The organism is Kribbella sp. NPDC050241 (genome assembly GCF_044459685.1).
In the GTDB taxonomy this organism is placed as follows: Bacteria; Actinomycetota; Actinomycetes; order Propionibacteriales; family Kribbellaceae; genus Kribbella.
In genome coordinates this window covers 1606952-1628569 of record NZ_JBITJE010000001.1, presented here as the reverse complement: position 1 = coordinate 1628569, position 21618 = coordinate 1606952, and the positions used below count along the sequence as shown (strand labels likewise).

At 68.4% G+C, this 21618-nt stretch carries 18 protein-coding genes; 12 read left to right on the top strand and 6 right to left on the bottom strand.

Features of this window, described 5'->3' with window-relative positions; all coding sequences use genetic code 11:
• Position 1: 1 nt before the first annotated feature.
• Positions 2-490, bottom strand: coding sequence for a DUF1269 domain-containing protein (locus ACIBG5_RS07680; RefSeq protein ID WP_396390717.1), 489 nt, complete (start codon positions 488-490; stop codon positions 2-4).
• Positions 491-693: 203 nt separating this feature from the next.
• Between ACIBG5_RS07680 and mshC the strand changes: the two genes are divergently transcribed.
• Positions 694-1914 carry a cysteine--1-D-myo-inosityl 2-amino-2-deoxy-alpha-D-glucopyranoside ligase gene (gene mshC / locus ACIBG5_RS07675; protein WP_396390716.1) on the top strand — a complete coding sequence of 407 codons (1221 nt, stop codon included), beginning with the start codon at positions 694-696 and terminating at the stop codon, positions 1912-1914.
• 105 nt (positions 1915-2019) lie between these two features.
• Here mshC and ACIBG5_RS07670 read toward each other — a convergent pair whose 3' ends face one another.
• A complete protein-coding gene (locus ACIBG5_RS07670; RefSeq protein WP_396390715.1) occupies positions 2020-2865 on the bottom strand; it encodes a polysaccharide deacetylase family protein in 846 nt (281 codons plus the stop codon).
• A gap of 58 nt (positions 2866-2923) precedes the next feature.
• On the opposite strand from ACIBG5_RS07670, the gene ACIBG5_RS07665 reads away from it, so the two are divergent.
• A complete protein-coding gene (locus ACIBG5_RS07665; protein WP_396390714.1) occupies positions 2924-3286 on the top strand; it encodes a MerR family transcriptional regulator in 363 nt (120 codons plus the stop codon).
• Positions 3287-3312: 26 nt separating this feature from the next.
• Here ACIBG5_RS07665 and ACIBG5_RS07660 read toward each other — a convergent pair whose 3' ends face one another.
• Complete coding sequence (locus tag ACIBG5_RS07660) at positions 3313-4161, bottom strand: PAC2 family protein (protein WP_396390713.1); 849 nt, start codon at positions 4159-4161, stop codon at positions 3313-3315.
• Between the two features lie 238 nt (positions 4162-4399).
• Between ACIBG5_RS07660 and ACIBG5_RS07655 the strand changes: the two genes are divergently transcribed.
• The 7 genes from ACIBG5_RS07655 (at position 4400) to ACIBG5_RS07625 (ending at position 13040) form a co-directional block, all read left to right on the top strand.
• Positions 4400-5035 carry an HAD family hydrolase gene (locus ACIBG5_RS07655; RefSeq protein WP_396390774.1) on the top strand — a complete coding sequence of 212 codons (636 nt, stop codon included), beginning with the start codon at positions 4400-4402 and terminating at the stop codon, positions 5033-5035.
• Between the two features lie 63 nt (positions 5036-5098).
• Positions 5099-6670 (top strand): ABC transporter substrate-binding protein, encoded by a 1572-nt coding sequence (locus tag ACIBG5_RS07650; protein ID WP_396390712.1) that lies wholly within the window; start codon positions 5099-5101, stop codon positions 6668-6670.
• 243 nt (positions 6671-6913) lie between these two features.
• Positions 6914-7906, top strand: coding sequence for an ABC transporter permease (locus ACIBG5_RS07645; protein WP_396390711.1), 993 nt, complete (start codon positions 6914-6916; stop codon positions 7904-7906).
• Between the two features lie 66 nt (positions 7907-7972).
• On the top strand, positions 7973-9745 hold the full coding sequence (locus ACIBG5_RS07640; protein WP_396390709.1) for an ABC transporter substrate-binding protein: 1773 nt from the start codon (positions 7973-7975) through the stop codon (positions 9743-9745).
• Positions 9746-9847: 102 nt separating this feature from the next.
• Positions 9848-10861, top strand: coding sequence for an ABC transporter permease (locus ACIBG5_RS07635; RefSeq protein WP_396390708.1), 1014 nt, complete (start codon positions 9848-9850; stop codon positions 10859-10861).
• Positions 10862-10923: 62 nt separating this feature from the next.
• On the top strand, positions 10924-11952 hold the full coding sequence (locus ACIBG5_RS07630) for an ABC transporter ATP-binding protein (RefSeq protein ID WP_396390773.1): 1029 nt from the start codon (positions 10924-10926) through the stop codon (positions 11950-11952).
• Positions 11953-12020: 68 nt separating this feature from the next.
• On the top strand, positions 12021-13040 hold the full coding sequence (locus ACIBG5_RS07625) for an ABC transporter ATP-binding protein (RefSeq protein ID WP_396390772.1): 1020 nt from the start codon (positions 12021-12023) through the stop codon (positions 13038-13040).
• Between the two features lie 4 nt (positions 13041-13044).
• On the opposite strand, the gene ACIBG5_RS07620 is transcribed toward ACIBG5_RS07625, so the two are convergent.
• From ACIBG5_RS07620 to ACIBG5_RS07610, 3 genes are all read right to left on the bottom strand, one after another.
• Positions 13045-15468 carry a tetratricopeptide repeat protein gene (locus ACIBG5_RS07620; protein WP_396390707.1) on the bottom strand — a complete coding sequence of 808 codons (2424 nt, stop codon included), beginning with the start codon at positions 15466-15468 and terminating at the stop codon, positions 13045-13047.
• 62 nt (positions 15469-15530) lie between these two features.
• The gene (locus tag ACIBG5_RS07615; RefSeq protein ID WP_396390706.1) at positions 15531-16706 is read right to left on the bottom strand and encodes a hypothetical protein; all 1176 of its coding nucleotides are present in this window, start codon (positions 16704-16706) and stop codon (positions 15531-15533) included.
• Positions 16703-17227, bottom strand: a complete 525-nt coding sequence (locus ACIBG5_RS07610; protein ID WP_396390705.1) for a SigE family RNA polymerase sigma factor — start codon at positions 17225-17227, stop codon at positions 16703-16705. Before ACIBG5_RS07610 ends, ACIBG5_RS07615 begins: the two co-directional genes overlap by 4 nt.
• 231 nt (positions 17228-17458) lie before the next feature.
• Here ACIBG5_RS07610 and ACIBG5_RS07605 point away from each other — a divergent pair, with 231 nt between their 5' ends.
• From ACIBG5_RS07605 to ACIBG5_RS07595, 3 genes are read left to right on the top strand one after another with little or no spacing between them, the layout of a single operon-like run.
• Positions 17459-18295 carry an MIP/aquaporin family protein gene (locus ACIBG5_RS07605; protein WP_360446863.1) on the top strand — a complete coding sequence of 279 codons (837 nt, stop codon included), beginning with the start codon at positions 17459-17461 and terminating at the stop codon, positions 18293-18295.
• A 39-nt stretch (positions 18296-18334) separates the two neighbouring features.
• Complete coding sequence (glpK, locus tag ACIBG5_RS07600) at positions 18335-19852, top strand: glycerol kinase GlpK (protein WP_396390704.1); 1518 nt, start codon at positions 18335-18337, stop codon at positions 19850-19852.
• A gap of 47 nt (positions 19853-19899) precedes the next feature.
• The gene (locus ACIBG5_RS07595; RefSeq protein ID WP_396390703.1) at positions 19900-21612 is read left to right on the top strand and encodes a glycerol-3-phosphate dehydrogenase/oxidase; all 1713 of its coding nucleotides are present in this window, start codon (positions 19900-19902) and stop codon (positions 21610-21612) included.
• The last annotated feature ends 6 nt before the right edge of the window (positions 21613-21618 follow it).

Here is a 21618-nt window from a genome sequence, read left to right as displayed (position 1 = left end):
GTCAGCGGCCGCCGAAGGTTTCCAGCAGCACCTGACGCTCGGCATCGGTCAGATTCGTGTCGATGAGCTTGCTGTGCATGCCATGGAACCGTTCGCCCACCCGGTCGAGATCGCCCTGCTCGGTGACCGCGAACAGGGCCGAGGTTCCCGGCGTCACCTCGGTGCGGATCTTCTGCAGCTGCTCCTTGGTGATGCCGGCATCCTGGGTCGACTTGCTGATCGCGCCGATCGCGGCCCCGGCGACGCCACCGATCAGCGGCACGAAGAAGAGGGCACCGAGGAGGACGCCCCACAATGCCCCCCAGCCGGTCCCGCGCCAGGTGTCTTCATGCCCCTGCTTGGTGGTCGGATGCGCATCGTCCTTCGGCCACGAGATGATCGCGTGATCGAGGATCTTCACCAGTCCGTCCCGCTCGCAGCCCTTGAGAACGGATTCGGCGTGCCCGGCGCCGTCCGGACCATCGAACTTCCACACCGTAAAGGCGGTCATGGTGCACTCCTTGCCGTCGATTTGCCGTCGATCGAACCGAACGCGCGCCCGGAACGCGCGGCGAGCGTCGCCGTCGCAAACCCATCGTGTGCGCCGAACGACCGTGCAACGTCACCCGGCCCGGATGAATCTTCGGGTGGGAGGCGACCGGAGAGTGGAACCGTGTCGCGGCACTGAAATCGGGCTGGCATAAGCTCCAGGACATGCAGGCGTGGACAACTCCAGACATCCCGGTCGTCCCGGGTCCGGCCCGGCGGCTGCGGCTCCACGACACCGCCTCGGGCGGACTGGTCGAGGTACCACCGGCCGACGGCGGCACCGCCCGGATGTATGTGTGCGGCATCACGCCGTACGACGCCACGCACATGGGCCATGCGGCGACGTACGTGACGTTCGACCTGATCAACCGGATGTGGCGCGACGCCGGGTACGACGTCCGCTACACGCAGAACATCACCGACGTCGACGACCCGCTGCTCGAGCGGGCGGCCGAGACCGGGATCGACTGGACCGATCTGGCGCACCGCGAGATCCAGCTGTTCCGCGACGACATGACCTCGCTGCGGGTGATCCCGCCGCAGCACTACATCGGCGTGGTCGAGTCGGTCGACCTGGTGGCGAACGCGGTCGACGAGCTGCGCCGGGCCGGCGCGGTCTACGCGGTCGACGGCGACCTGTACTTCGCGGTGAAGGCGGACGCGGCGTTCGGCGGCGTGTCCGGGTACGACCGCCAGACGATGACGGAGCTGTTCGCCGAGCGCGGCGGCGACCCGGAGCGTGAGGGCAAGCGGGACCCGCTGGACAGCCTGCTGTGGCGTCACGAGCGCCCGGGGGAGCCGGCCTGGGATTCGCCCGTCGGCCGCGGCCGACCCGGCTGGCACGTCGAGTGCTCGGCGATCGCACTGGAGTACCTCGGGATGTCGTTCGACGTCCAGGGCGGCGGGACAGACCTGATCTTCCCGCATCACGAGATGTCGGCCAGCGGCGCGCAGGTCGCGACCGGCGAGCACCCGTTCGCCCGCGCGTACGTGCATCAGGCGATGGTCGGCCTGGACGGCGAGAAGATGTCGAAGTCCAAGGGCAACCTGGTGCTGGTCTCGAAGGAGCGGCAGGCCGGGTCGGACCCGATGGCGATCCGGCTGGCGCTGCTCGCACACCACTACCGCACCGAGTGGTTCTGGACCGAGTCGGTGCTGCTCGATGCGCAGGAGCGGTTGGACGTCTGGCGCGGTGCGGTCAGCCGGGGTTCGGGTCCCGACGGTGCGGCCGCGGTCGACGCCGTACGGGCCGCGCTGACGAACGACCTGGACAGCGTCGCCGCGCTGTCCGCGATCGACACCTGGGCCGAGACCAACGGCGACGACCCCGAGGCCCCCGCACTGGTGGCTCTGGCGATCGACGCCTTGCTCGGCGTCAAGCTGTAGGTGTAGCGGTCAGCCCGTCCCGGCTGGTGGGTCTTGACCGGCGTCGGGGGCAAGGCCGGAGCCGAGCTCCCGCCCTTCCCCTCGCCCATAACCCGCTCCCCGTGATCAGGCCGTCACATAGTGCGCCGCGATCTCGTCACTCGTGGTCAGCCAGACGTCGCTCTGCGAGGCAATGTACTCGAGCGCGAGGTCGAGGTACTTCGCCAGGAACGGCTGACCGATCACGAACGGGTGCAGCGCGAGCGCCATCACCCGGCCGGTGTGCTCGGAGTCGGCCCGGAGTACGTCGTACTGGTCCTTGACCATCTGGAGAAACTCGGGCCCGGACGTACCGCGGAGGAACAGGCCGAGGTCGTTCAGCCCGAGGGTGTACGGGACGCTGAGCATGCCGGGGACGTTCAGCCGGTAGGGCTGGTCGTCGTTGGTCCAGTCGAGCACGTACTGCAGGCCGAGTTCGGCGAGTAGTTCGGGCGTCTTGAACGTCTGGGTGAGAGCGGGGCCCATCCAGCCCTTCGGCCGGGTCCCGGTGGCGTTCTCGATCGTCTCGACGATCTCGGTCAGGACCTTGCGCTCCTCGTCCGGCTCCAGGGCGGTGTGCAGGATCGAGTTCGTGCTGCCGTGGGCGAGCCACGCCCAGTCGCGCTCGACCCCGGCCGTGACGATCTGCGGGTTGTGCTCGGCAACCATCGAGTTGAGCAACGTGCTGGCGCGGAGGCCGTGCTTGTCCAAGATGTCGATGACGCGCCAGATGCCGACCCGGGCGCCGTAGTCGCGCCAGCCGTAGTTGAGCGGGTCCGGGATCACGTCGAGTGGCCAGATGCTGGTGGACGGCCGGTCGACGAGGAAGTGCTCGACGTTCAGGCCGACGTAGAAGGCGACCTTCTTGCCGTCCGGCCAGGTGAGCTTGGGGCGCTCGGTGATGGGGCTGTAGTCGAAGAGTTCGAGTGTCATACCGGCACGGTAGAATCTGACATCAGTGTCAAGTTCAAGTCCCGCGGAAGGATCGGCGATGCGGATCGGTGAGCTGGCCCGGCGGACCGGGGTGAGCGAGCGGTCGCTGCGGTACTACGAGCAGCAGGGACTGCTGGTGTCGGAGCGGAGTCCCGGCGGACAGCGCGAGTACGCCGATCGCGCCGTCGACCGGGTGATCCTGATCCAGGAGCTGTTCGCGGCCGGCCTGCACAGCAAGAAGATCGCTGAGCTGCTCCCGTGCATGCGCGACCCGGACGGCGGCCCGAACGAACGAGCCACCCCGCAACTCGTCACCGACCTGACCGCCGAGCGCGACCGCATCGACCGCATGATCGCCGACCTGGCCACGTCCCGCGCGGTCCTGGACGACGTCATCACCACGGCCGCCCAGGAGCTGTAGGCCGTGTCCGGCAATCCCGACACGACCTAATCGCTCGGGTGGTTCTTGTTCCGCCGTCGTAGGTAGCGCTCGAACTCGGCGGCGATCGCGTCGCCGGTGGCCTCGGGCAGGTCCGCTGTGTCGCGCTGCTCCTCGAGCGAGTGCACGTACTCCGCGACCTCCGGGTCTTCCTCGCTGAGTTCGTCGGCGCCGCGCTGCCAGGCGCGGGCCAGCTCGGGCAGATCGCCTTCCGGGATCTGCAGGTCCAGCAGCGCCTCGATCTTGGTCAGCAGCGCGAGGGATGCCTTCGGGCACGGCGTACTGGCGATGTAGTGGGGGATCGCGGACCAGATCGACACCGACGGCGCGCCGAGCGTGCTGCAGACGTCGGCGAAGACGCCGGTGATCCCGGTCGGGCCCTCGTACGTCGACGGCTCGAGGCTCCACGAAGCAGACAGCTCGGGGTCGGACGAGGTCGCCGAGACCGGGATCGGCCGGGTGTGCGGGGAGTCCGCGAGCAGTGCGCCGAGCACCACCACGAGCTGGGCGTTCGACTCGTCGACGACCTCGAGCAGCTCCTGGCAGAAGCCGCGCCAGCGCATGTTCGGCTCGATGCCGCGGATCAGCAGCACGTCGCGGTCGGTGTCCTCGGGCCGGGCGACGTACACCCGGGTGGTCGGCCAGGTCAGCTGCCGCCCGCCGTCCTCGTCGAAGCCGACCATCGGGCGGTTCACCTGGAAGTCGTAGTAGTCCTCGGGGTCGATCGCGGTGACGAGCTCCGCGTCCCACTCGTCGATCAGGTGGTCGACCGCGCCGGTGGCCGCCTCGGCCGCGTCGTTCCAGCCCTCGAACGCGGCGATCACGACCGGGTCCCTCAGGTTCGCGAGGTCAACCACTCGCAGGCCCCCTGTCGTCTGTGTGCCATCCGGCGGGGTCGCCGGAATCCGGACTGCCAGCCTACGTGGTCGCGCCGACGGGCGTGCCGGGTTTCACGCCCAGCGGAACGTGTCGCCGTCCTTGGCCCGGACCCGGCGGCGGCCGGTCGGGGTGGACCAAGGAAAATGGTTCCGCGAACCGATCGCGCCAGGCCTGACGAAGGAGCTGCACTTGCACCCGGAACAATCCCTCCAAGCGGTGCTCTGGGACATGGACGGAACCTTGGTCGACTCCGAGAAGACCTGGGCCGAGGTGCAGATCCGGTTCCTCGCCGAGCTCGGGGTGACCTGGACCGAGCAGGACTGCCTGACCCTCATCGGCAGTGACCTGCGGGACGCGGTCGAGGTCTGGATGGCGCGGGTCCCGGCCGGTGTGATCACCGCCGAGGAGCTGGCCGAGCAGATGTTCGGCCGGGTGGTGGACGAGCTCCGCAAGGAGGTCAGCTTCCAGCCGGGCGCGGTCGAGCTGCTCCGGGCACTGCGCAAGGAGGACATCCCGTGCGCGCTGGTGTCGGCGTCGTACCGGGTGATGATCGACGCGGTGCTCGGCCATCTGCCGCCCGACCCGTTCGACGTGATCGTGGCCGGCGACGAGGTGACGCACGGCAAGCCGCACCCGGAGCCGTACCTGACCGCGGCCCGCAAGCTGGGCGTCGACCCGGCCCGGTGCGTGGTGATCGAGGACTCGAACACGGGTACCGAGTCCGGTACGGCGGCCGGCGCGTACGTGGTCGCCGTACCGCAGTGGGTGACGATTCCGGACGCGCCGCGACGGCTGGTGGTGCGTTCGCTCGAGCCGCTCACACCGGAGGCCCTGCGCGACCTGCTCCGTTGACGGGTTACCGTCACTTGGTGCCCTCGGGGGCGTTGTTCGGGTAGCGGGCTGGGGAAGGGTGAGATGTTGACCGAGTGGTGGCGCCGGGGTGCGGTGACGGCCGCGGTGGGTGTGCTGAGCGTGTCGTTGGTGGCGTGTGGTGAGCCGGACGACAACGCGCCGCATCCGGGTGAGCCGACGCCGAAGGCGATGGTGCTCCGGCTCGCGACCACGGACCAGGTCACCTCGCTCGACCCGGCCGGTCCGTACGGCGTGGGTTCGCGGACCGTCCAGGCGAACCTGTACCAGACGCTGCTCACGATCATGCCGGGCAAACCGACCCCGGTTCCGGACGCAGCCGACTGCCAGTTCGACTCGCCGACGACGTACACCTGCAGCCTGAAGGAAGGGCTGAAGTTCCCGAACGGGCACAAACTGACCTCGTCGGACGTGAAGTTCAGCTTCGAGCGGATGCTGAAGCTGAAGACCCCGAACGGCCCGGCCCCGCTGTTCTCCTCGCTGACCTCGGTCAGTACGCCGGACGACCTCACCGCGGTGTTCCACCTGAAGACCCCGGATGCGCGGCTGCCGTACCTGCTGACCACGACGGCCGGGTCGATCGTGGACGAGGAGTACTACCCGGCGAACAAGCTGCTCGACACCAAGGCGATGGGCAGCGGCCCGTACCAGCTGACGGCGTACCGGCCGGGGGAGCGGATCATGCTGGCCCGCTTCGACGGGTACCGCGGTCCGCGCGGGCCGCAGAACGACGGCGCCGAGATCACGTTCGTGAAGGACTCGACCGCGCTGTACCAGGCGATGACGACGGGCAAGACGGACCTTGCGTTCCATGGGTTCGGGCCGAACCTGCTGGACAAGCTGCGGACGTCGGACCGGGTCCAGCTGGTCGAGTCCGACTCCGCGGCGATCCAGTTCTACTCGTTCCAGATGAAGTCGCTGACGTCGCGCAAGCTCGCAGTACGCCGTGCCTTCGCGCAGCTGCTCGACCGGCAGACGCTGGTGAAGAAGGTGTACGGCGACCACGTCACGCCGCTGTTCTCACTGGTGCCGCCCGGGTTCGGCGGGCAGGTGGACGCGTTCAAGACGGAGTACAAGCAGCCGAACAAGGTCGCCGCGGCCGCGATCCTCAAGGAGGCGGGCATCGCCGTACCGGTGCCGCTGACAGTGGGGTGGACGCCGGTGCAGTACGGCACGACCGCGAAGGCGGAGGTGCTCGAGCTGAAGCGCCAGCTCGACGCGTCCGGGCTGTTCCGGGTGACGCTGCGGAACGCGGACTGGCCGGAGTACCAGACGCTGGCCCGCGCGGGTGCGTACGACCTCTACTACGGGAGCTGGATCCCGGAGTCCCCGGATGCCGACGACTACCTCGCGCCGTTCGTCCGGACCGGTGGCGTGTTCCAGAACGGCTACCGGTCCTCGGCGGCGGCCAAGCTGCTGCAGCAGGAGACGACCGAGCAGAACGGGCTGGAACGCGACGACCTGATCGGTCAGCTACAGGGAGTGCTGGCCCAGGAGGTTCCGGCGGTCCCGGCGTGGCAGGGCCGGTTCACGGTGGCGGCCGGCAAGGACATCGAGAATGTGCCCGCGGCGCTCAATTCGCTGTCGTTCCTGTACCTGTCCGGTCTCCGCAAGTAATCACCGCCGCGTGACACAAAGATGCCATGACAGTAACGGTTCGCAAGGCTCCGGCGACCGTGGGTACGGCGCCGTGGTTTACTGCGGAATGTCCACGATACGGGACGATTTCCTGACGGTCACGATCGGGCAACGCAGCACTTTCCGCGTTTGACTCCAGCCTGTAATGGCGGCAGGTTAAGGCGGCAGCCATACCGGATTCGTCCCGGTTCCATCGAACATCGAGGCAGGGGAACCCATCGCGTGAGCACGCCACTCGAGGTCGAGCCGGGAGCATCGGCAGCGCAGCCTGAGGCCATCCTCAAGGGCGCCGGCAAGATCGAGGGTCGCTCTCTGTGGCAGATCTCCTGGATGCGGCTGAAGCGCGACAAGGTCGCGCTCGCCGGTGGCGCCTTCGTGGTCTTCCTGGTCCTGGTCGCGATCTTCGCCCCGTTGTTGTGCAAGCTCCTCGGCGTCACCCCGAACGACTTCCACCAGGATCTCGTCGACCCGTCACTGCAGACCCCGATCGGCAAGTGGGGCGGGATCAGCGCGGACCACCCGCTCGGGATCGAGCCGGTGAACGGCCGCGACATCTTCGCCCGGATCGTCTACGGCGCCCGGATCTCATTGCTGATCGCGTTCCTGGCCACGATGGTGTCGGTCGTGATCGGCGTCGTGGTGGGCGTCGTCGCGGGGTACTTCGGCGGCTGGATCGACTCGCTGCTCAGCCGGATCATGGACATCTTCCTCGCCTTCCCGCTGTTGCTGTTCGCGCTCGCGCTGGTCGGTGCCCTCCCGGACAAGCTGCTCGGCATCCAGGGTGACGCGCTGCGGGTGGCGCTGGTCGTCTTCATCATCGGCTTCTTCAGTTGGCCCTACATCGGCCGGATCATCCGCGGGCAGACACTGTCGCTGCGGGAGCGGGAGTTCGTCGACGCCGCCCGGAGCCTCGGTGCCCGGCGTCCGTACATCCTGTTCACCGAGCTGCTGCCGAACCTGATCGCCCCGATCCTGGTCTACGCGACGCTGCTGATCCCGACCAACGTGCTCTTCGAGGCCGGCCTGTCGTACCTGGGTGTCGGGATCCGCCCGCCGACGGCCAGCTGGGGCGACATGCTGTCGATCGCCGCGAACTGGTACCAGGTCGACCCGATGTACATGGTCCCGCCCGGTCTGGCGATCTTCCTGACTGTGCTCGCCTTCAACCTGTTCGGCGACGGATTGCGCGACGCGCTGGACCCGCGGTCGCGATAGGACTTCTCTCCAACCAGGGAGCCCACGGATGTCACAGCTCTCACGAAAAAAGGGGTGCAACAAGAGATGAGATGGAATCGCATCAGGACGGCAACCGCCGTCAGTGCGGCCGTCGCCTTGAGCCTGGTGGCTTGCGGGGGACCCAAGGCGACGCCCGGAGGAGGGACCAGCAGCGAAGGCGCCGCTACCCCGGAGGCCAATGCGGCTGTCAACAAGGTGTTCAGCCCGAGCGACAAGAAGGGCGGCACGCTGCGGATGGCGATCACCGAGCTGTGGGACTCCACAGACCCCGGTGACACCTACTACGGCCTGTCCTGGAACCTGGTTCGGAACTACGTCCGGCCGCTGATGACGTTCAAGGCCGCTCCGGGCGCCGAGGGCGCCAAGCCGGTCCCGGACCTCGCCGAGGCTCCCGGTGTGCCGAGCGACGACGCCAAGACGTGGACCTACAAGATCCGCAAGGGCGTGAAGTTCGAGGACGGCACCGAGGTCACCTCGAAGGACGTGAAGTACGGGGTCGCGCGCTCGCTGGACAAGGCGACGCTGCCGAGCGGCCCGACGTACTTCAACGACTTCCTGCTGGACGTCCCGGCGAACTACAGCGTCTACAAGGACAAGTCGCTGGCCGGTGTGGCCAAGGCGATCGAGACGCCGGACGACCAGACCATCGTCTTCCACCTGAAGAAACCGTTCGCCGGCTTCGACTACTTCGCCCAGCTCCCGTCGACGGCTCCGGTGCCGCAGGCCAAGGACACCGGCGCGAAGTACAAGGAACACCCGATCGCGACCGGCCCGTACAAGTTCGAGAGCTACGACGCGAACAAGGGCATGGCACTGATCCGCAACGATCAGTACGACGCCTCGACCGACCCGGACTCCGGGCGTAAGGCGCTGCCGGACAAGATCACGGTCGCGTTCAACGTGAACGGCACCGACATCGACAACCGGCTGATCGCCGGTGACCTCGACGTCGACATCGCCGGCACCGGTGTTCAGGCCGAGACCCAGGCGAAGGTGCTGGCCGACCCGAAGCTGAAGGCGCACACCGACAACGTGCCGGCGCCGCGACTCAACTTCACCGTGCTGAACAGCGACGTCCCGCCGCTGGACAACCTGCACTGCCGCAAGGCGGTCCTGTACGCCGCCGACCACGAGGGCTACCAGCGTGCGTACGGTGGTCCGATCGGTGGTGACATCGCGACGAACCTGATGCCGCCGCTCGTCACCGGTGCGCAGAAGTTCGACGACTACGGCTTCTTGACCGACAAGAACGGCAACGTCGACAAGGCGAAGGACGAGCTGAAGCAGTGCGGTCAGCCGAACGGCTTCGCCACCAACATCACCTACCGGGCCGACCGGCCCAAGGAGAAGGCTGTCGCCGAGACGCTGCAGCAGTCGCTGAAGCGGGCCGGCATCACCCTGAGCACCAAGCCCTACCCGACCGGTGACTACACCAAGCTGTACGCGGGCAAGCCGGACTTCGCGAAGAACAACAAGCTCGGCCTGATCGTCTACAGCTGGGGTGCGGACTGGAGCGACGGCTTCGGCTTCCTGAGCCAGATCGTCGACAGCCGGGTGATCAAGCCGACTGGTGGTAACTCCAACCTCGGGATCAAGATCCCCGAGGTCGACCAGCTGATCGACAAGGCGCTGTCCACCACCGACGAGGCGGCGCGCAACCAGATCTGGGTTGACGTCGACAAGAAGGTCATGGAGCAGGCGGCTGCGCTGCCGGGAATCTGGGCCAAGGGCCTGCTGTACCGCCCGGACACCCTGGCCAACGTGTTCTCCAACGACGGTCAGAGCATGTACGACTACGCCGCGATCGGTCTGAAGTAGTCGTCGATAGCCCTGACCAACCATCATTTCGCCAGCAGAGGTAGGTGAAGGCTGACGGTGGCCGGTGATCAGCGATGATCACCGGTCACCACGCCGAGCACGGTGTTCGCATATCTGGTCCGCCGGGTGATCGGAGCAGTGATCCTGCTCTTCATCGTCACGGCCGTCACGTTCGGGATCTTCTTCCTGGTACCCAAGCTCGGCGGTGCGACCGCCGACGACCTGGCCTCGCGCTACGTCGGCAAGAGCGCGGGTGAGGCACAGATCCACGACACGGCGGTGCGACTCGGCTTCACCGACCCTCTCTATGTCCAGTACGGGCGCTTCGTGAAGGGCCTGATGGTCGGATCGGACTACGACTACGGCGCGGGGATCGAGCACTGCCCGGCACCGTGCTTCGGCTACTCGTTCCTGACCTCGCAACCGGTCTGGCCGGACCTGGTCGCGCGAATACCGGTGACCGCCTCGCTGGCGGGCGGTGCCGCGTTCATCTGGCTGGTCACCGGTGTCGGTACCGGCGTCATCTCGGCACTCAGACGCGGGTCTGCCTTGGACCGATCATTCATGTCGGTGGCGCTGGCCGGTGTCTCGCTGCCGATCTTCTTCACCGGTCTGCTGGCGTTGTCGATCTTCAGTTACGGCCTCGGCTGGACCGCCCAGGGCGGCACCAATCCGATGGACGAAACCAATCCGATCTGGTGGGCCTACGACCTGATCCTTCCCTGGGTCACGCTGGCCTTCCTCTACGCCGCGGCGTACGCACGCCTCACCCGGGCCGGCATGCTCGAGACGATGAACGAGGACTACGTCCGCACCGCCCGGGCCAAGGGCCTGACCGAACGCACGGTGGTGATGAGGCACGGCCTGCGCTCGGCGCTGACCCCGATCCTGACCATCTTCGGTCTCGACCTGGGTCTGCTGATGGGCGGCGCGATCCTCACCGAGACGACGTTCTCGCTGCCCGGGATCGGTCAGTACGCCGTGATCGCGCTGCGGGCGAACGACCTGCCCAAGGTGCTCGGCGTGACTCTGGTCGCCGCCTTCTTCATCGTGCTGGCGAACCTGATCGTCGATCTCCTGTACGCCGTCGTCGACCCGAGAGTGCGGATCTCGTGACCGAGCCCCAAGACGTGACCGAGCCCCAGGACCAGACTCCGCCGCAGGACACCGTCCAGCGGATTCCCCGCGGCGAGGCGTTCCTCGACGTCCGCGATCTCAGGGTGCAGTTCCCGACCGACGACGGTCTGGTGAAGTCGGTGGACGGGATCTCGTTCAAGCTCGAGCGGGGCAAGACGCTCGGCATCGTGGGGGAGTCCGGCTCCGGCAAGAGCGTGACCAGCCTGTCGATCATGGGCCTGCACCCGCCGGGTGTGGCCGAGATCAGCGGCGAGATCTTCCTCGACGGCCAGGACCTGGTCTCGTCGAGCCGCGAAGAGGTCCGGCTGCTGCGCGGCAAGCGGATGGCGATGATCTTCCAGGACCCGCTGTCGGCGATGCACCCGTTCTACACCGTCGGGCAGCAGATCATCGAGGCGTACCGGGTGCACAACGAGGTGAGCAAGTCGGTCGCGCGCAAGCACGCGATCGAGATGCTCGACCGGGTCGGCATCCCGCAGCCGGACCGGCGGGTGGACGCCTATCCGCACCAGTTCTCCGGTGGTATGCGGCAGCGCGCGATGATCGCGATGGCGCTGTCCTGCGACCCGGACCTGCTGATCGCGGACGAGCCGACCACGGCCCTCGACGTCACCGTCCAGGCGCAGATCCTGGACCTGATCCGGGACCTGCAGCGCGAGTTCAACTCCGCGGTCATCATCATCACCCACGACCTCGGCGTGGTTGCCGAGCTGGCCGACGACATCCAGGTGATGTACGCCGGCCGCGCGGTCGAGTACAGCACCGCGGAGGACATCTTCGACCGGCCGCAGCACCCGTACACCTGGGGTCTGCTCGGCTCGATGCCGCGGATCGACCGGGAGCGCAGTGAACGGCTGATCCCGATCAAGGGCACGCCGCCCAGCCTGATCCATGTGCCGACCGGGTGCGCGTTCAATCCACGCTGCAACTACGCCCACCTGAACGGCGGCGCCAGTGAGACCGACCGGCCCGAGCTGCTCGACGTCGGCGACGGCCACATGGTTGCCTGCCATCTCTCCCCGAAGAACCGCCAGCAGGCGTGGGAGACCGACATCAAGCCGAAGCTGTGAACGGGACGACGACTGTGACGACTGCTGACACCGAATCCGACGCCGTCCCGGGCGTGATCGAACCGGCGATGGGCGAGGAGCTCCTGTCGGTCGACAGCCTGGTGAAGCACTTCCCGATCCGCAAGGGCGTGCTGCAGCGCCAGACCGGCGCCGTCCAGGCGGTCGACGGGCTGACCTTCAGCGTCACTCGCGGCGAGACGTTCTCGCTGGTGGGGGAGTCCGGCTGCGGTAAGACCACCACCGGCCGGCTGCTGACCCGCCTGCTGGAGCCGACGTCCGGCCGGATCGTGCTCGAGGGCCGCGACATCAGCCACCTCCGCGAGGGCCAGATGCGGCCGCTGCGGCGCGACGTACAGATGATCTTCCAGGACCCGTACGGCTCGCTGAACCCGCGGCACACGGTCGGCAAGATCGTCGGAGCGCCGTACCGGCTGCAGCACGTCAAGACAGAGCACGGCGTGAAGAAGGCCGTGCAGGAGTTGCTCGAACTGGTCGGCCTGAGCCCGGAGCACTACAACCGCTACCCGCACGAGTTCTCCGGAGGTCAGCGGCAGCGCATCGGTATCGCCCGCACCCTGGCGTTGCGTCCGAAGCTGATCGTCGCCGACGAGCCGGTCTCCGCGCTGGACGTGTCGATCCAGGCCCAGGTCGTGAACCTGCTGGAGGACCTGCAGAACGAGTTCGACCTGACGTACGTGATGATCGCCCACGACCTGTCCGTCGTACGGCACGTGTCGGACCGCGTCGCGGTGATGTACCTGGGCAAGATCGTCGAGATCGCCGACCGGGTCAGCCTGTACGAGAAGCCGATGCACCCGTACACGGTCGCGTTGCTCTCGGCGGTCCCGGTGCCGGACACCAAGCGGAAGGCCAAGCAAGAGCGCATCCGCCTGCAGGGCGACGTGCCGAGCCCGATCAACCCGCCGCCCGCGTGCCGCTTCCATACCCGGTGCTGGAAGGCCCAGGAGATCTGCAAGACGGAGGAGCCGCCGCTGCTGCAGCTGGCTCCCGGTCACCAGACCGCCTGCCACTTCCCGGAGAACCAGCCCGCCAAGCAGGTCGAGCCTCCAGTCACTGACGCGAGTTGACTGCTCAGCGCCTGACGGTCGGCGTCAGGCGCTGAGTGCTTTCCTTGGCCGCGGCGAACAGGTCCTCGGTCTGCTCGGCCAGCGCGCTGTCGTGCTCGCGATAGAAGCCGAGTGCGAACTCCAGGTTCGGTACGGCGTCGTCGTGCTCACCGATGTCGTTCAGCACCCGGCCGAGCTCCAGCCGGGTCTGCGCCTCGCGCCGGAGGTCACCCACGTCCAGAGCGATCTCGAGGGCGTCTTCGGTCTGCTCGATCGCCGACTCGAAGTCGCCGAGCCGGGCATGGACCAGGCCGAGGACGTAGTGCGCGTCACTGACGTTCTTGCGGTGGCCGAGCGCTTCGAGCTCGGCCATCGCCTGGACGATTTCGGGTACGGCGGACTCGGGTCGGCCCGACTTCGCCCGCGCCCAGGCCCGGTCGATCCTGCCGTTGGCGGCGCCTCCCTTGTCGCCGACCGCGGCGAACAGTTGCATCGCGGCGGTGCTGGCAGCCTCGGCCGCGGTCCAGTCGCCGAGCTCGGTGTAGACCTCGGTCAACGTGAGGTTGGTTGCCGCCAGCCCCCGTTGGTTGTCCAGCTGCTGGTTGACGGCCAGCGCGTGCTCGACGAGTGGCAAGGCCTCGCGGTAGCGATGCATCCGGATCAGCAGCCGCGCCTTGTTGTTCGTCGCGAGTGACACCCCGCGGAGATTGCCGATCGACTCGAAGAGGTCGCGGGCGAGACCGAAGCGCACCGCCGACTCGTCGTACCGTGCCAGCTCGGCCAGGGCGATGGCAGCGTCGGCGTGGAGCTGGGCCAGGGTCCAGCGGTCGAGCTGTCCGGCGGCGACCCGGTCGATCGCCGGCAGCCAGTCGGACATGCTGCCGCGCATCGCGAAGTAGTTGTAGAGGCCGACGATGAGGCCGGCCGCGAGTTCGTCGCGGCCACCGAGGTCGCGGACCTGGTCGATCAGGGCCAGGCAGTTGCGGAGCTCGTCGTCGATCCACGCCAGCGCCTGCTCCGAGCGATCGAACGCCGGAGAGGCCGGCGCCGGTGGACGGCCGGGCCAGGCCATCCGGGCGGCGTTCGGATCGCCGATGCTGGTCGCCCGCCAGGCGACGGCGACGTAGAACGCGAGGCTGCGGTCGAGCGCGGCGGCCTGCTCGTCCCCGGGGAGCCGGGCGGCGAGCTCGCGGCCGAAGGCGCGGACGAGGTCGTGGAACTGGTAGCGACCGGGCGCACGAGACTCGAGCAGGTGCAGGTCAGTCAGGCGTTCCAGCCAGCGGTCGGCGTCGGTCGGCCGCGTGTCGATGAGGGCCGCTGCCGTCTCCGCGGTGAAGTCTTCGGCGTCGCTGAGGCTGAGCAACGTGAGGGCTTGTGCGGCGCTGTGGTCGAGTGGGTCGGAGCTGCGGGTCAACTGCTCGATCGACAGCGAGAGGCTCGCCCGGACGTCGAGGTCGTCGACGCCGAGGAGGTCGAGTCGGCGGGACTCGTCCTCCAGTCGCTGCGCCAACTCGGTGCCGGAAGCGGACGGATGCCGGACGAGCCACGCGCCGGCCACCGAGAGCGCGAGGGGGAGGTGCCCACACAGCTCCGCGACGCGAGCCGCGGCCGAGGCGAGCCGGTCTGCTCCGGCGATGGTCTCGAGCAGACGGAGTGACTCATCCACCGGCATCGGTTCGAGCTGCAGGTGCAGGCTCGCCGGCAGGGCCGTCAGCGTGGCGCGACTGGTGATGAGTACGGCGGACCCGCTCGCGGCCGGGATGAGGTCGGCGACCTGACCGACGTCCTGCGCGTTGTCGAGAACCAGTAGCACGCGGCGGTCGGCCAACCGGCTCCGAAGGGCTGCGACGGCCTCGGCGAGACTGCCCGGCACGGCATCGGGCGGTACGCCGGTTCCGCGCAGGAGCTGACCGATCGCGTGCAGCGGGCTGACCGGCGTACCGGCGCCGAAGCCGCGCAGGTTTACCAGCAGGGTGCCGTCGGGGTACAGGTCAGCGCTCGCGTGGGCGGCGTGGATCGCCAGTGCGGTCTTTCCGACGCCTGCCATGCCGCGGATCGTGGCGACGATGGGTGAGCCGGGCTGTGCCGGAGTTCCGCGGAGGAGATCGGTCAGCTGGTCGACCTGCTGCGTGCGGCCGGCGAACCCCGCGTTCGCGGACGGCAACTGGCGAGCCACGACCCAGGCCGGACCTGCGGGCTTGGCTTGGGTGGCTGTCGGGCCGGCGGCGCCGCGTGAAGCCAGCCGCTTGAAGGCCGCGAGCTCCTCCGGGGCGAGCTGGAGCGCCTCGTCCAGCTTGTCGATCGTGGTCGGGTGCGGGAACCGGCGGACGCCGCGTTCCAGCAGACCGATGGCCTGCGCGCTGAGACCCGCCAGCTCCGCCAGGCTCTCCTGGGTCAGACCCCTGGCCCGGCGTGCGTCCCGCAGCCGCGCCGCGAACGTATCCTCCACCCTGCCCCTTTCGTCGCCCAGATTCTGGCAGGCCACGCCTCAACAGCACGGACGACCCCAGGTCAGCCGAAGTAGTGGGTGATCCGTACGCCCAGGGGTACGGCGAACGGCAGGTCCCGGGGTGGGGTCGGGTCGAAGGTGAACGTGGAGAAGGCCGCTGTGCTGACCTGGCAGGCCAGGGTGGTGGCGGAGCAGGTGAGCAGGTCGACGGCAGCGTTCTGCCCGGCGCGGACACCGACGGCGGTGAAGGTGCTGTCGTTGAGCCACTGGCCGAAGATCAGGCGCGGATGATCTGGGTGACGTAGCGCGAGCCTCGCGCCGGATCTCACCGAGTACAGGTCGAGCGCGGCGGCGGCCGGCTCGGCCCGCTGATTGTCGGCCGGACCCGCGACCAGATAGTCCGCGGTGGGGGAGAGGTAGCCCTGGCGGCCGGGGAAGGTACGACGGGCGGAGTCGCTCGGTGCCGGACCGACCGCCAGGCCCGTCCCACTCGTCGGGTGCTGCAGCGGCCGTTGGAACAGGTACTGCCCGGACGAGACGCCACGCACGACGTTGGGAGCCAGTTGGGCGATGAACCGGCCGGTGCCGGCCTTCAGGTCCCAGCGATAGAGCCCCTTGAGGGTGCCGAAGTACGCCGTGTCGCCGTCGATGGCGACGACCCGGGGTCCCATCACGGCGTCGAGCAAGGGGCCGCGCAGGTTGCCGATCGCGGTCCGGGCGACCTCGCGGTCCGCGGCCACGTCGTAGACGACCGACTCGCTGCGGTCGGTGTAGTCCTCGACCCAGCCGACCAGGCTGCCGTGGCCGTCGGCGGTCAGACGCCCGGTGCCCTTGCCGGGCGCGATTCGGCGTACTCCGGCGGGACCGGCGACGTAGATGTGGTTGTCGTCGTCGAGGAAGACGAAGCCCGCGTCGGTCTGGACGAGGGCGCTGACCCGGTGCGGCGCGACCGAGATGACGTCCTTGCCGTAGTGGATCTGGCTGCCGATGGCGTACGTCGCGCGGCGTTCGGCGAAGGGAGGAGGTGTGGCCGGTGCCGGGCGACGGTCGAGCGACCGGGCGGCGGTGACCCCACCGGCGATGGCGGCGAGCGTGACCACCGCGCCGCCGAGGACCGCGGTGGCCCGGCGGCGGCTGATCCGGCGGTCGCCGGCCGCGACGATCCCGTCCAGGTCGAGAGCGGGCGGCTCGGCGCTGTCCGCGTGCTCGGCGAGGGTGTCCCTGAGCAACTCGTTCATTCCGTCATCCCTGCCTTCTCCACGATCAGTGCGACGTCGCCACCCAGGCGGCTGCGCAGCTTCTTCAGCGCGTCGGAGACCTGGCTCTTCACGGTGCCGACGCTGCAGCCGAGCGCCTCGGCGGTCTGTACCTCGGTCAGGTCCTCGTAGTACCGCAGGACCAACGCCGCTCGTTGCCTCGGCGGCAACTGCCGGAGTTCGTTCCACAACCAGATCCGCGCAGTGGTGTCGCCCGCATCCACCGGCCGATCCGGTACGTCGTCATGGGGCCGCTCGGCATGCCACGACTTCCGCCGCCACCAGGTGATCGCGGTGGTGGTGATGACCCGGCGGGTGTAGGCCTCCGCGTTGCCGGGGTCGCGGAGGCGTCGCCACCCGACGTACGTCTTGACCAGCGCCTCTTGGACCAGGTCGTCCGCCAGGCCGCGATCACCGGCCAGCAGGTAGGCGTAGCGGTACAGCGCGCGGTGCCGGGTGGTCGCGAACTCCGCGAACCCGGCGGTGTCCCGCTCGTCGGCCATCTGGTCCCCTCTGTCGGCCCGGGTCGATTCAACCCTTGTGACGCGGTCAGACCGTCGAAGCGTTGGGTCCTGGATTGATCAGTCTGCGAGTACGCGCGATCACTGAGTGTCGCAGCCGGGTGGTGGGGTTGCGGCGTTCGACAATGTCGAACGACCGGCGTTGTGCCGCCCCGCTAACGCTTCTACATTCCAGCCAGCCGTGGTCGTCACGGCGTGGAGGGGAGGTTCGGCATGGCTACGACGGAAACAGTCAAGGCAAGAACCCTTCTGGCTGAATGCTCGGCGGAGTTCGCGGGGACATTCATCCTGATCCTGTTCGGCGTGGGTGTGGTGGCCCAAGTGGTCGCCGGTGGTATCGGGGATCACGACTCGATCTCGTGGGCGTGGGGTATCGGCGTGACCATGGGCGTGTACGTGTCGGCCCGGATCAGCGGTGCCCACATCAACCCCGCGGTCACGATCGCCCTCGCGGCGTTCCGCGGGTTCGCCTGGCGGAAAGTGCTGCCGTACATCGGCGCACAGTTCCTCGGTGCGTTCGCGGCGGCGCTGGTGGTCCGCTGGAACTACGACAAGGTCCTGGAGAAGTTCGACCCCGGCCTGACCATCAAGAGTCAGGGCGTGTTCTCGACCCTGCCTGGCAACGGCAGCACGGAGCTCGGTGTCGGCATGTGGGGTGGATTCCTGGACCAGATCATCGGTACGGCGATCCTGATGCTGGTCATCCTGGCCATCGTCGACCTCCGCAACACCGCGCCGATGGCGAACCTCGGCCCGTTCATGATCGGTCTTCTGGTCGTCGGCATCGGCATGGCCTGGGGCACGCTGGCTGGCTACGCGATCAACCCGGCCCGTGACTTCGGTCCGCGGTTGGCGTCCTACCTGACCGGGTACGGGGGAGCGTTCAAGGACCAGTTCGGGGATCCCTATTTCTGGGTCCCGATCGTGGGACCGATCATCGGCGCGCTCATCGGCGCGTTCCTCTACGACCTGCTGGTCGGCCGGAACCTGCCGGTGAGCGACGCGGACGAGGAGCCGGGCCGAGTGCCCGACGAGGAGACCACGGCGTGACGCGCCGTACCACTGAGCAGTGTGAGGAGAGGACTTTCCATGGCTGACTTCGTCGGTGCCGTCGACCAGGGCACCACGAGCACCCGTTTCATGATCTTCGACCACTCCGGCAACGAGGTGGGCATCCACCAGCTGGAGCACGAGCAGATCCTGCCGCAGGCCGGCTGGGTGGAGCACAACCCGGTCGAGATCTGGGAGCGGACCAACTCGGTCGTCCGGACCGCGATGAACGCGAAGGGGTTGCAGGCAAGCGACCTCGCCGCGCTCGGCATCACCAACCAGCGCGAGACGGCGGTGGTCTGGAACCGCAAGACCGGGCGGCCCTACTACAACGCGATCGTCTGGCAGGACACCCGGACCGACCGGATCGCCTCCGCGCTCGAGCGCGAGGGCAAGGGCGACGTGATCCGGCAGAAGGCCGGCCTGCCGCCGGCGACGTACTTCTCGGCCGGCAAGGTGCAGTGGATCCTGGAGAACGTCGACGGGGTGCGCGAGGCGGCCGAGGCCGGTGACGCCGTCGTCGGCAACACCGACACCTGGCTGCTGTGGAACCTGACCGGCGGGACGGACGGCGGCGTACACATCACCGACGTCACCAACGCCAGCCGGACCATGCTGATGAACCTCGAGACGCTCGACTGGGACGACGAGCTGATCTCGTTCTTCAACATCCCGCGGCAGATGCTGCCGGAGATCCGGCCGTCGTCGGATCCGAACAAGTACGGCGAGACCCTCGCGAACGGTCCGGTCGGCGGCGTGGTGGCACTGACCGGCGACCTCGGCGACCAGCAGGCGGCGACCGTCGGCCAGGTCTGCTTCAACCCGGGCGAGGCCAAGAACACCTACGGCACCGGCAACTTCATGCTGTTGAACACCGGCACCGAGCTGGTCCGGTCGAAGGCCGGTCTGCTCAGCACGATGTGCTACAAGTTCGGCGACGCGGCGCCGATCTACGCGCTCGAGGGATCGATCGCGGTGACCGGGTCCGCGGTCCAGTGGCTGCGCGACCAGCTCGGCATCATCTCCGGTGCGAGTGAGACCGAGACGCTGGCCCGGCAGGTCGAGGACAACGGCGGCGTGTACTTCGTGCCGGCGTTCTCCGGACTGTTCGCGCCGTACTGGCGGTCCGATGCCCGCGGCGCCATCGTCGGTCTATCCCGGTTCAACACCAACGCGCACCTGGCCCGAGCAACACTGGAAGCGATCTGCTACCAGAGCAAGGACGTCGCCGACGCGATGGAGAAGGACTCGGGCGTGAGGCTCGACGTGCTCAAGGTCGACGGCGGCGTGACGGCGAACGAGCTGGCCATGCAGATGCAGGCCGACATCCTCGGCGTCCCGGTGAGCAAGCCGGTCGTCGCGGAGACCACCGCGCTCGGTGCGGCGTACGCGGCCGGCCTGGCGGTCGGCTTCTGGAAGAACACCGACGAGCTGGTCCAGAACTGGAACGAGGACAAGCGGTGGGAGCCGCAGTGGACGGACGAGCAGCGGACCAAGGGGTACGCCGGCTGGCAAAAGGCGGTCCAGCGGACGCTGGACTGGGTCGACGTCGACTGACCCTGCCCGCTCGGTAGCAACGTAACGGAATCGGAAGGAACAGCACAGTGGGCGTAGTGGCTCTGTCACCGCAAGCGAGGGCCGACGCGATCGACGCGATGGCCGACGGACGGGAACTGGACGTCCTGGTGATCGGTGGCGGGGTGGTCGGCACGGGGTCGGCGCTCGATGCCGCCACCCGGGGCCTGACCACCGGACTGCTGGAGGCCCGCGACTACGCGAGCGGCACCTCCAGCCGGTCCAGCAAGTTGATGCACGGTGGCCTGCGCTACCTGGAGATGCTCGACTTCCGATTGGTGCACGAGGCGTTGCAGGAGCGCGGCCTGCTCCTGCAACGCCTGGCACCGCACCTGGTGAAGCCGGTGCCGTTCCTCTACCCGCTCCAGCACCGCTGGTGGGAGCGGTTCTACGCCGGAGCCGGTGTCGCCCTGTACGACGGCATGGCCGTCAGCTCCGGGCACGGTGCCGGGCTCCCGCTCCACCGGCACCTGACCCGGCGTGGCGCGATGCGGCTGGTGCCGAGCCTGAAGAAGTCGGCCCTGGTCGGCGCCTTGCAGTACTACGACGCCCAGGTCGACGATGCCCGCCACACGATGGAGCTGGCCCGGACGGCGGCGTCGTACGGCGCTCATGTCGCGAACCGGGTCAAGGTCACCGGGTTCCTGCGCCAGGGTGAGCGGGTCACCGGGGTGCAGGCGAAGGACCTGGAGAGCGGCCGCGAGTTCGAGGTCCGGGCGAAGCAGGTCGTGAACGCGACCGGTGTCTGGACCGACGACACCCAGGCGATGGTGGGGGAGCGCGGCCAGTACCACGTCCGGGCCTCGAAGGGGATCCACCTGGTCGTCCCAAAGGACCGGATCCAGTCCAGCACGGGGATGATCCTGCGCACCGAGAAGTCGGTGCTGTTCATCATCCCGTGGGGCCGGCACTGGCTGATCGGCACCACGGACACCGACTGGAACCTGGACAAGGCTCACCCGGCCGCGACCAGCAAGGACATCGAGTACCTGCTCGACCACGTGAACGCCGTACTCACCACGCCGCTGACCCGGGAGGACGTCGAGGGCGTGTACGCCGGACTCCGGCCGCTGCTCGCGGGTGAGTCGGAGAGCACGTCGAAGCTGTCCCGTGAACACGTCGTGGCGCACGCGGCGCCGGGTCTCGTGGTGGTTGCCGGCGGCAAGTACACGACGTACCGGGTGATGGCCAAGGACGCGATCGACGCGGCCGCCGCGGCGCTGGATGGCCGGGTGCCGAAGTCGGTCACCAAGACCACGCCGCTGGTCGGTGCCGACGGCTACCACGCGCTGTGGAACCAGCGGCACCTGATCGCGCAACGCTCCGGCCTGCACGTGGCCCGGATCGAGCACCTGCTCAATCGGTACGGCGCTCTGGTCGACGAGGTACTGCAACTCGTCGAGGAGGACCCGTCGCTGGGTGAGCAGCTGCCGGGCACGCAGGACTACCTGAAGGCCGAGATCGTGTACGGCGCGAAGGCCGAAGGGGCACGGCACCTGGACGACATCCTGGCTCGCCGGACCCGGATCTCGATCGAGGCCTGGGATCGTGGGGTCGGGGCAGCTGAGGCGGCCGCCCGGCTGGTGGCCCCGATCCTCGGCTGGGACGAGGCGACGATCGAGCGTGAGGTCTCGTTCTACATCCGCCGCGTCCAGTCCGAACGCGCCTCCCAGGACCAGCCCGACGACGAGTCCGCCGACAAGGTCCGCCTGGAGGCCCCGGACATCGTGTCCCCGGCCTGAGGCGGA

Coding starts and splice junctions, on each gene's coding strand:
- ACIBG5_RS07680 (WP_396390717.1), bottom strand. CDS start 490: ATGACCGCCTTTACGGTGTGGAAGTTCGATGGTCCGGACGGCGCCGGG.
- mshC (WP_396390716.1), top strand. CDS start 694: ATGCAGGCGTGGACAACTCCAGACATCCCGGTCGTCCCGGGTCCGGCC.
- ACIBG5_RS07670 (WP_396390715.1), bottom strand. CDS start 2,865: ATGACACTCGAACTCTTCGACTACAGCCCCATCACCGAGCGCCCCAAG.
- ACIBG5_RS07665 (WP_396390714.1), top strand. CDS start 2,924: ATGCGGATCGGTGAGCTGGCCCGGCGGACCGGGGTGAGCGAGCGGTCG.
- ACIBG5_RS07650 (WP_396390712.1), top strand. CDS start 5,099: ATGTTGACCGAGTGGTGGCGCCGGGGTGCGGTGACGGCCGCGGTGGGT.
- ACIBG5_RS07640 (WP_396390709.1), top strand. CDS start 7,973: ATGAGATGGAATCGCATCAGGACGGCAACCGCCGTCAGTGCGGCCGTC.
- ACIBG5_RS07625 (WP_396390772.1), top strand. CDS start 12,021: ATGGGCGAGGAGCTCCTGTCGGTCGACAGCCTGGTGAAGCACTTCCCG.
- ACIBG5_RS07615 (WP_396390706.1), bottom strand. CDS start 16,706: ATGAACGAGTTGCTCAGGGACACCCTCGCCGAGCACGCGGACAGCGCC.
- ACIBG5_RS07610 (WP_396390705.1), bottom strand. CDS start 17,227: ATGGCCGACGAGCGGGACACCGCCGGGTTCGCGGAGTTCGCGACCACC.
- ACIBG5_RS07605 (WP_360446863.1), top strand. CDS start 17,459: ATGGCTACGACGGAAACAGTCAAGGCAAGAACCCTTCTGGCTGAATGC.
- glpK (WP_396390704.1), top strand. CDS start 18,335: ATGGCTGACTTCGTCGGTGCCGTCGACCAGGGCACCACGAGCACCCGT.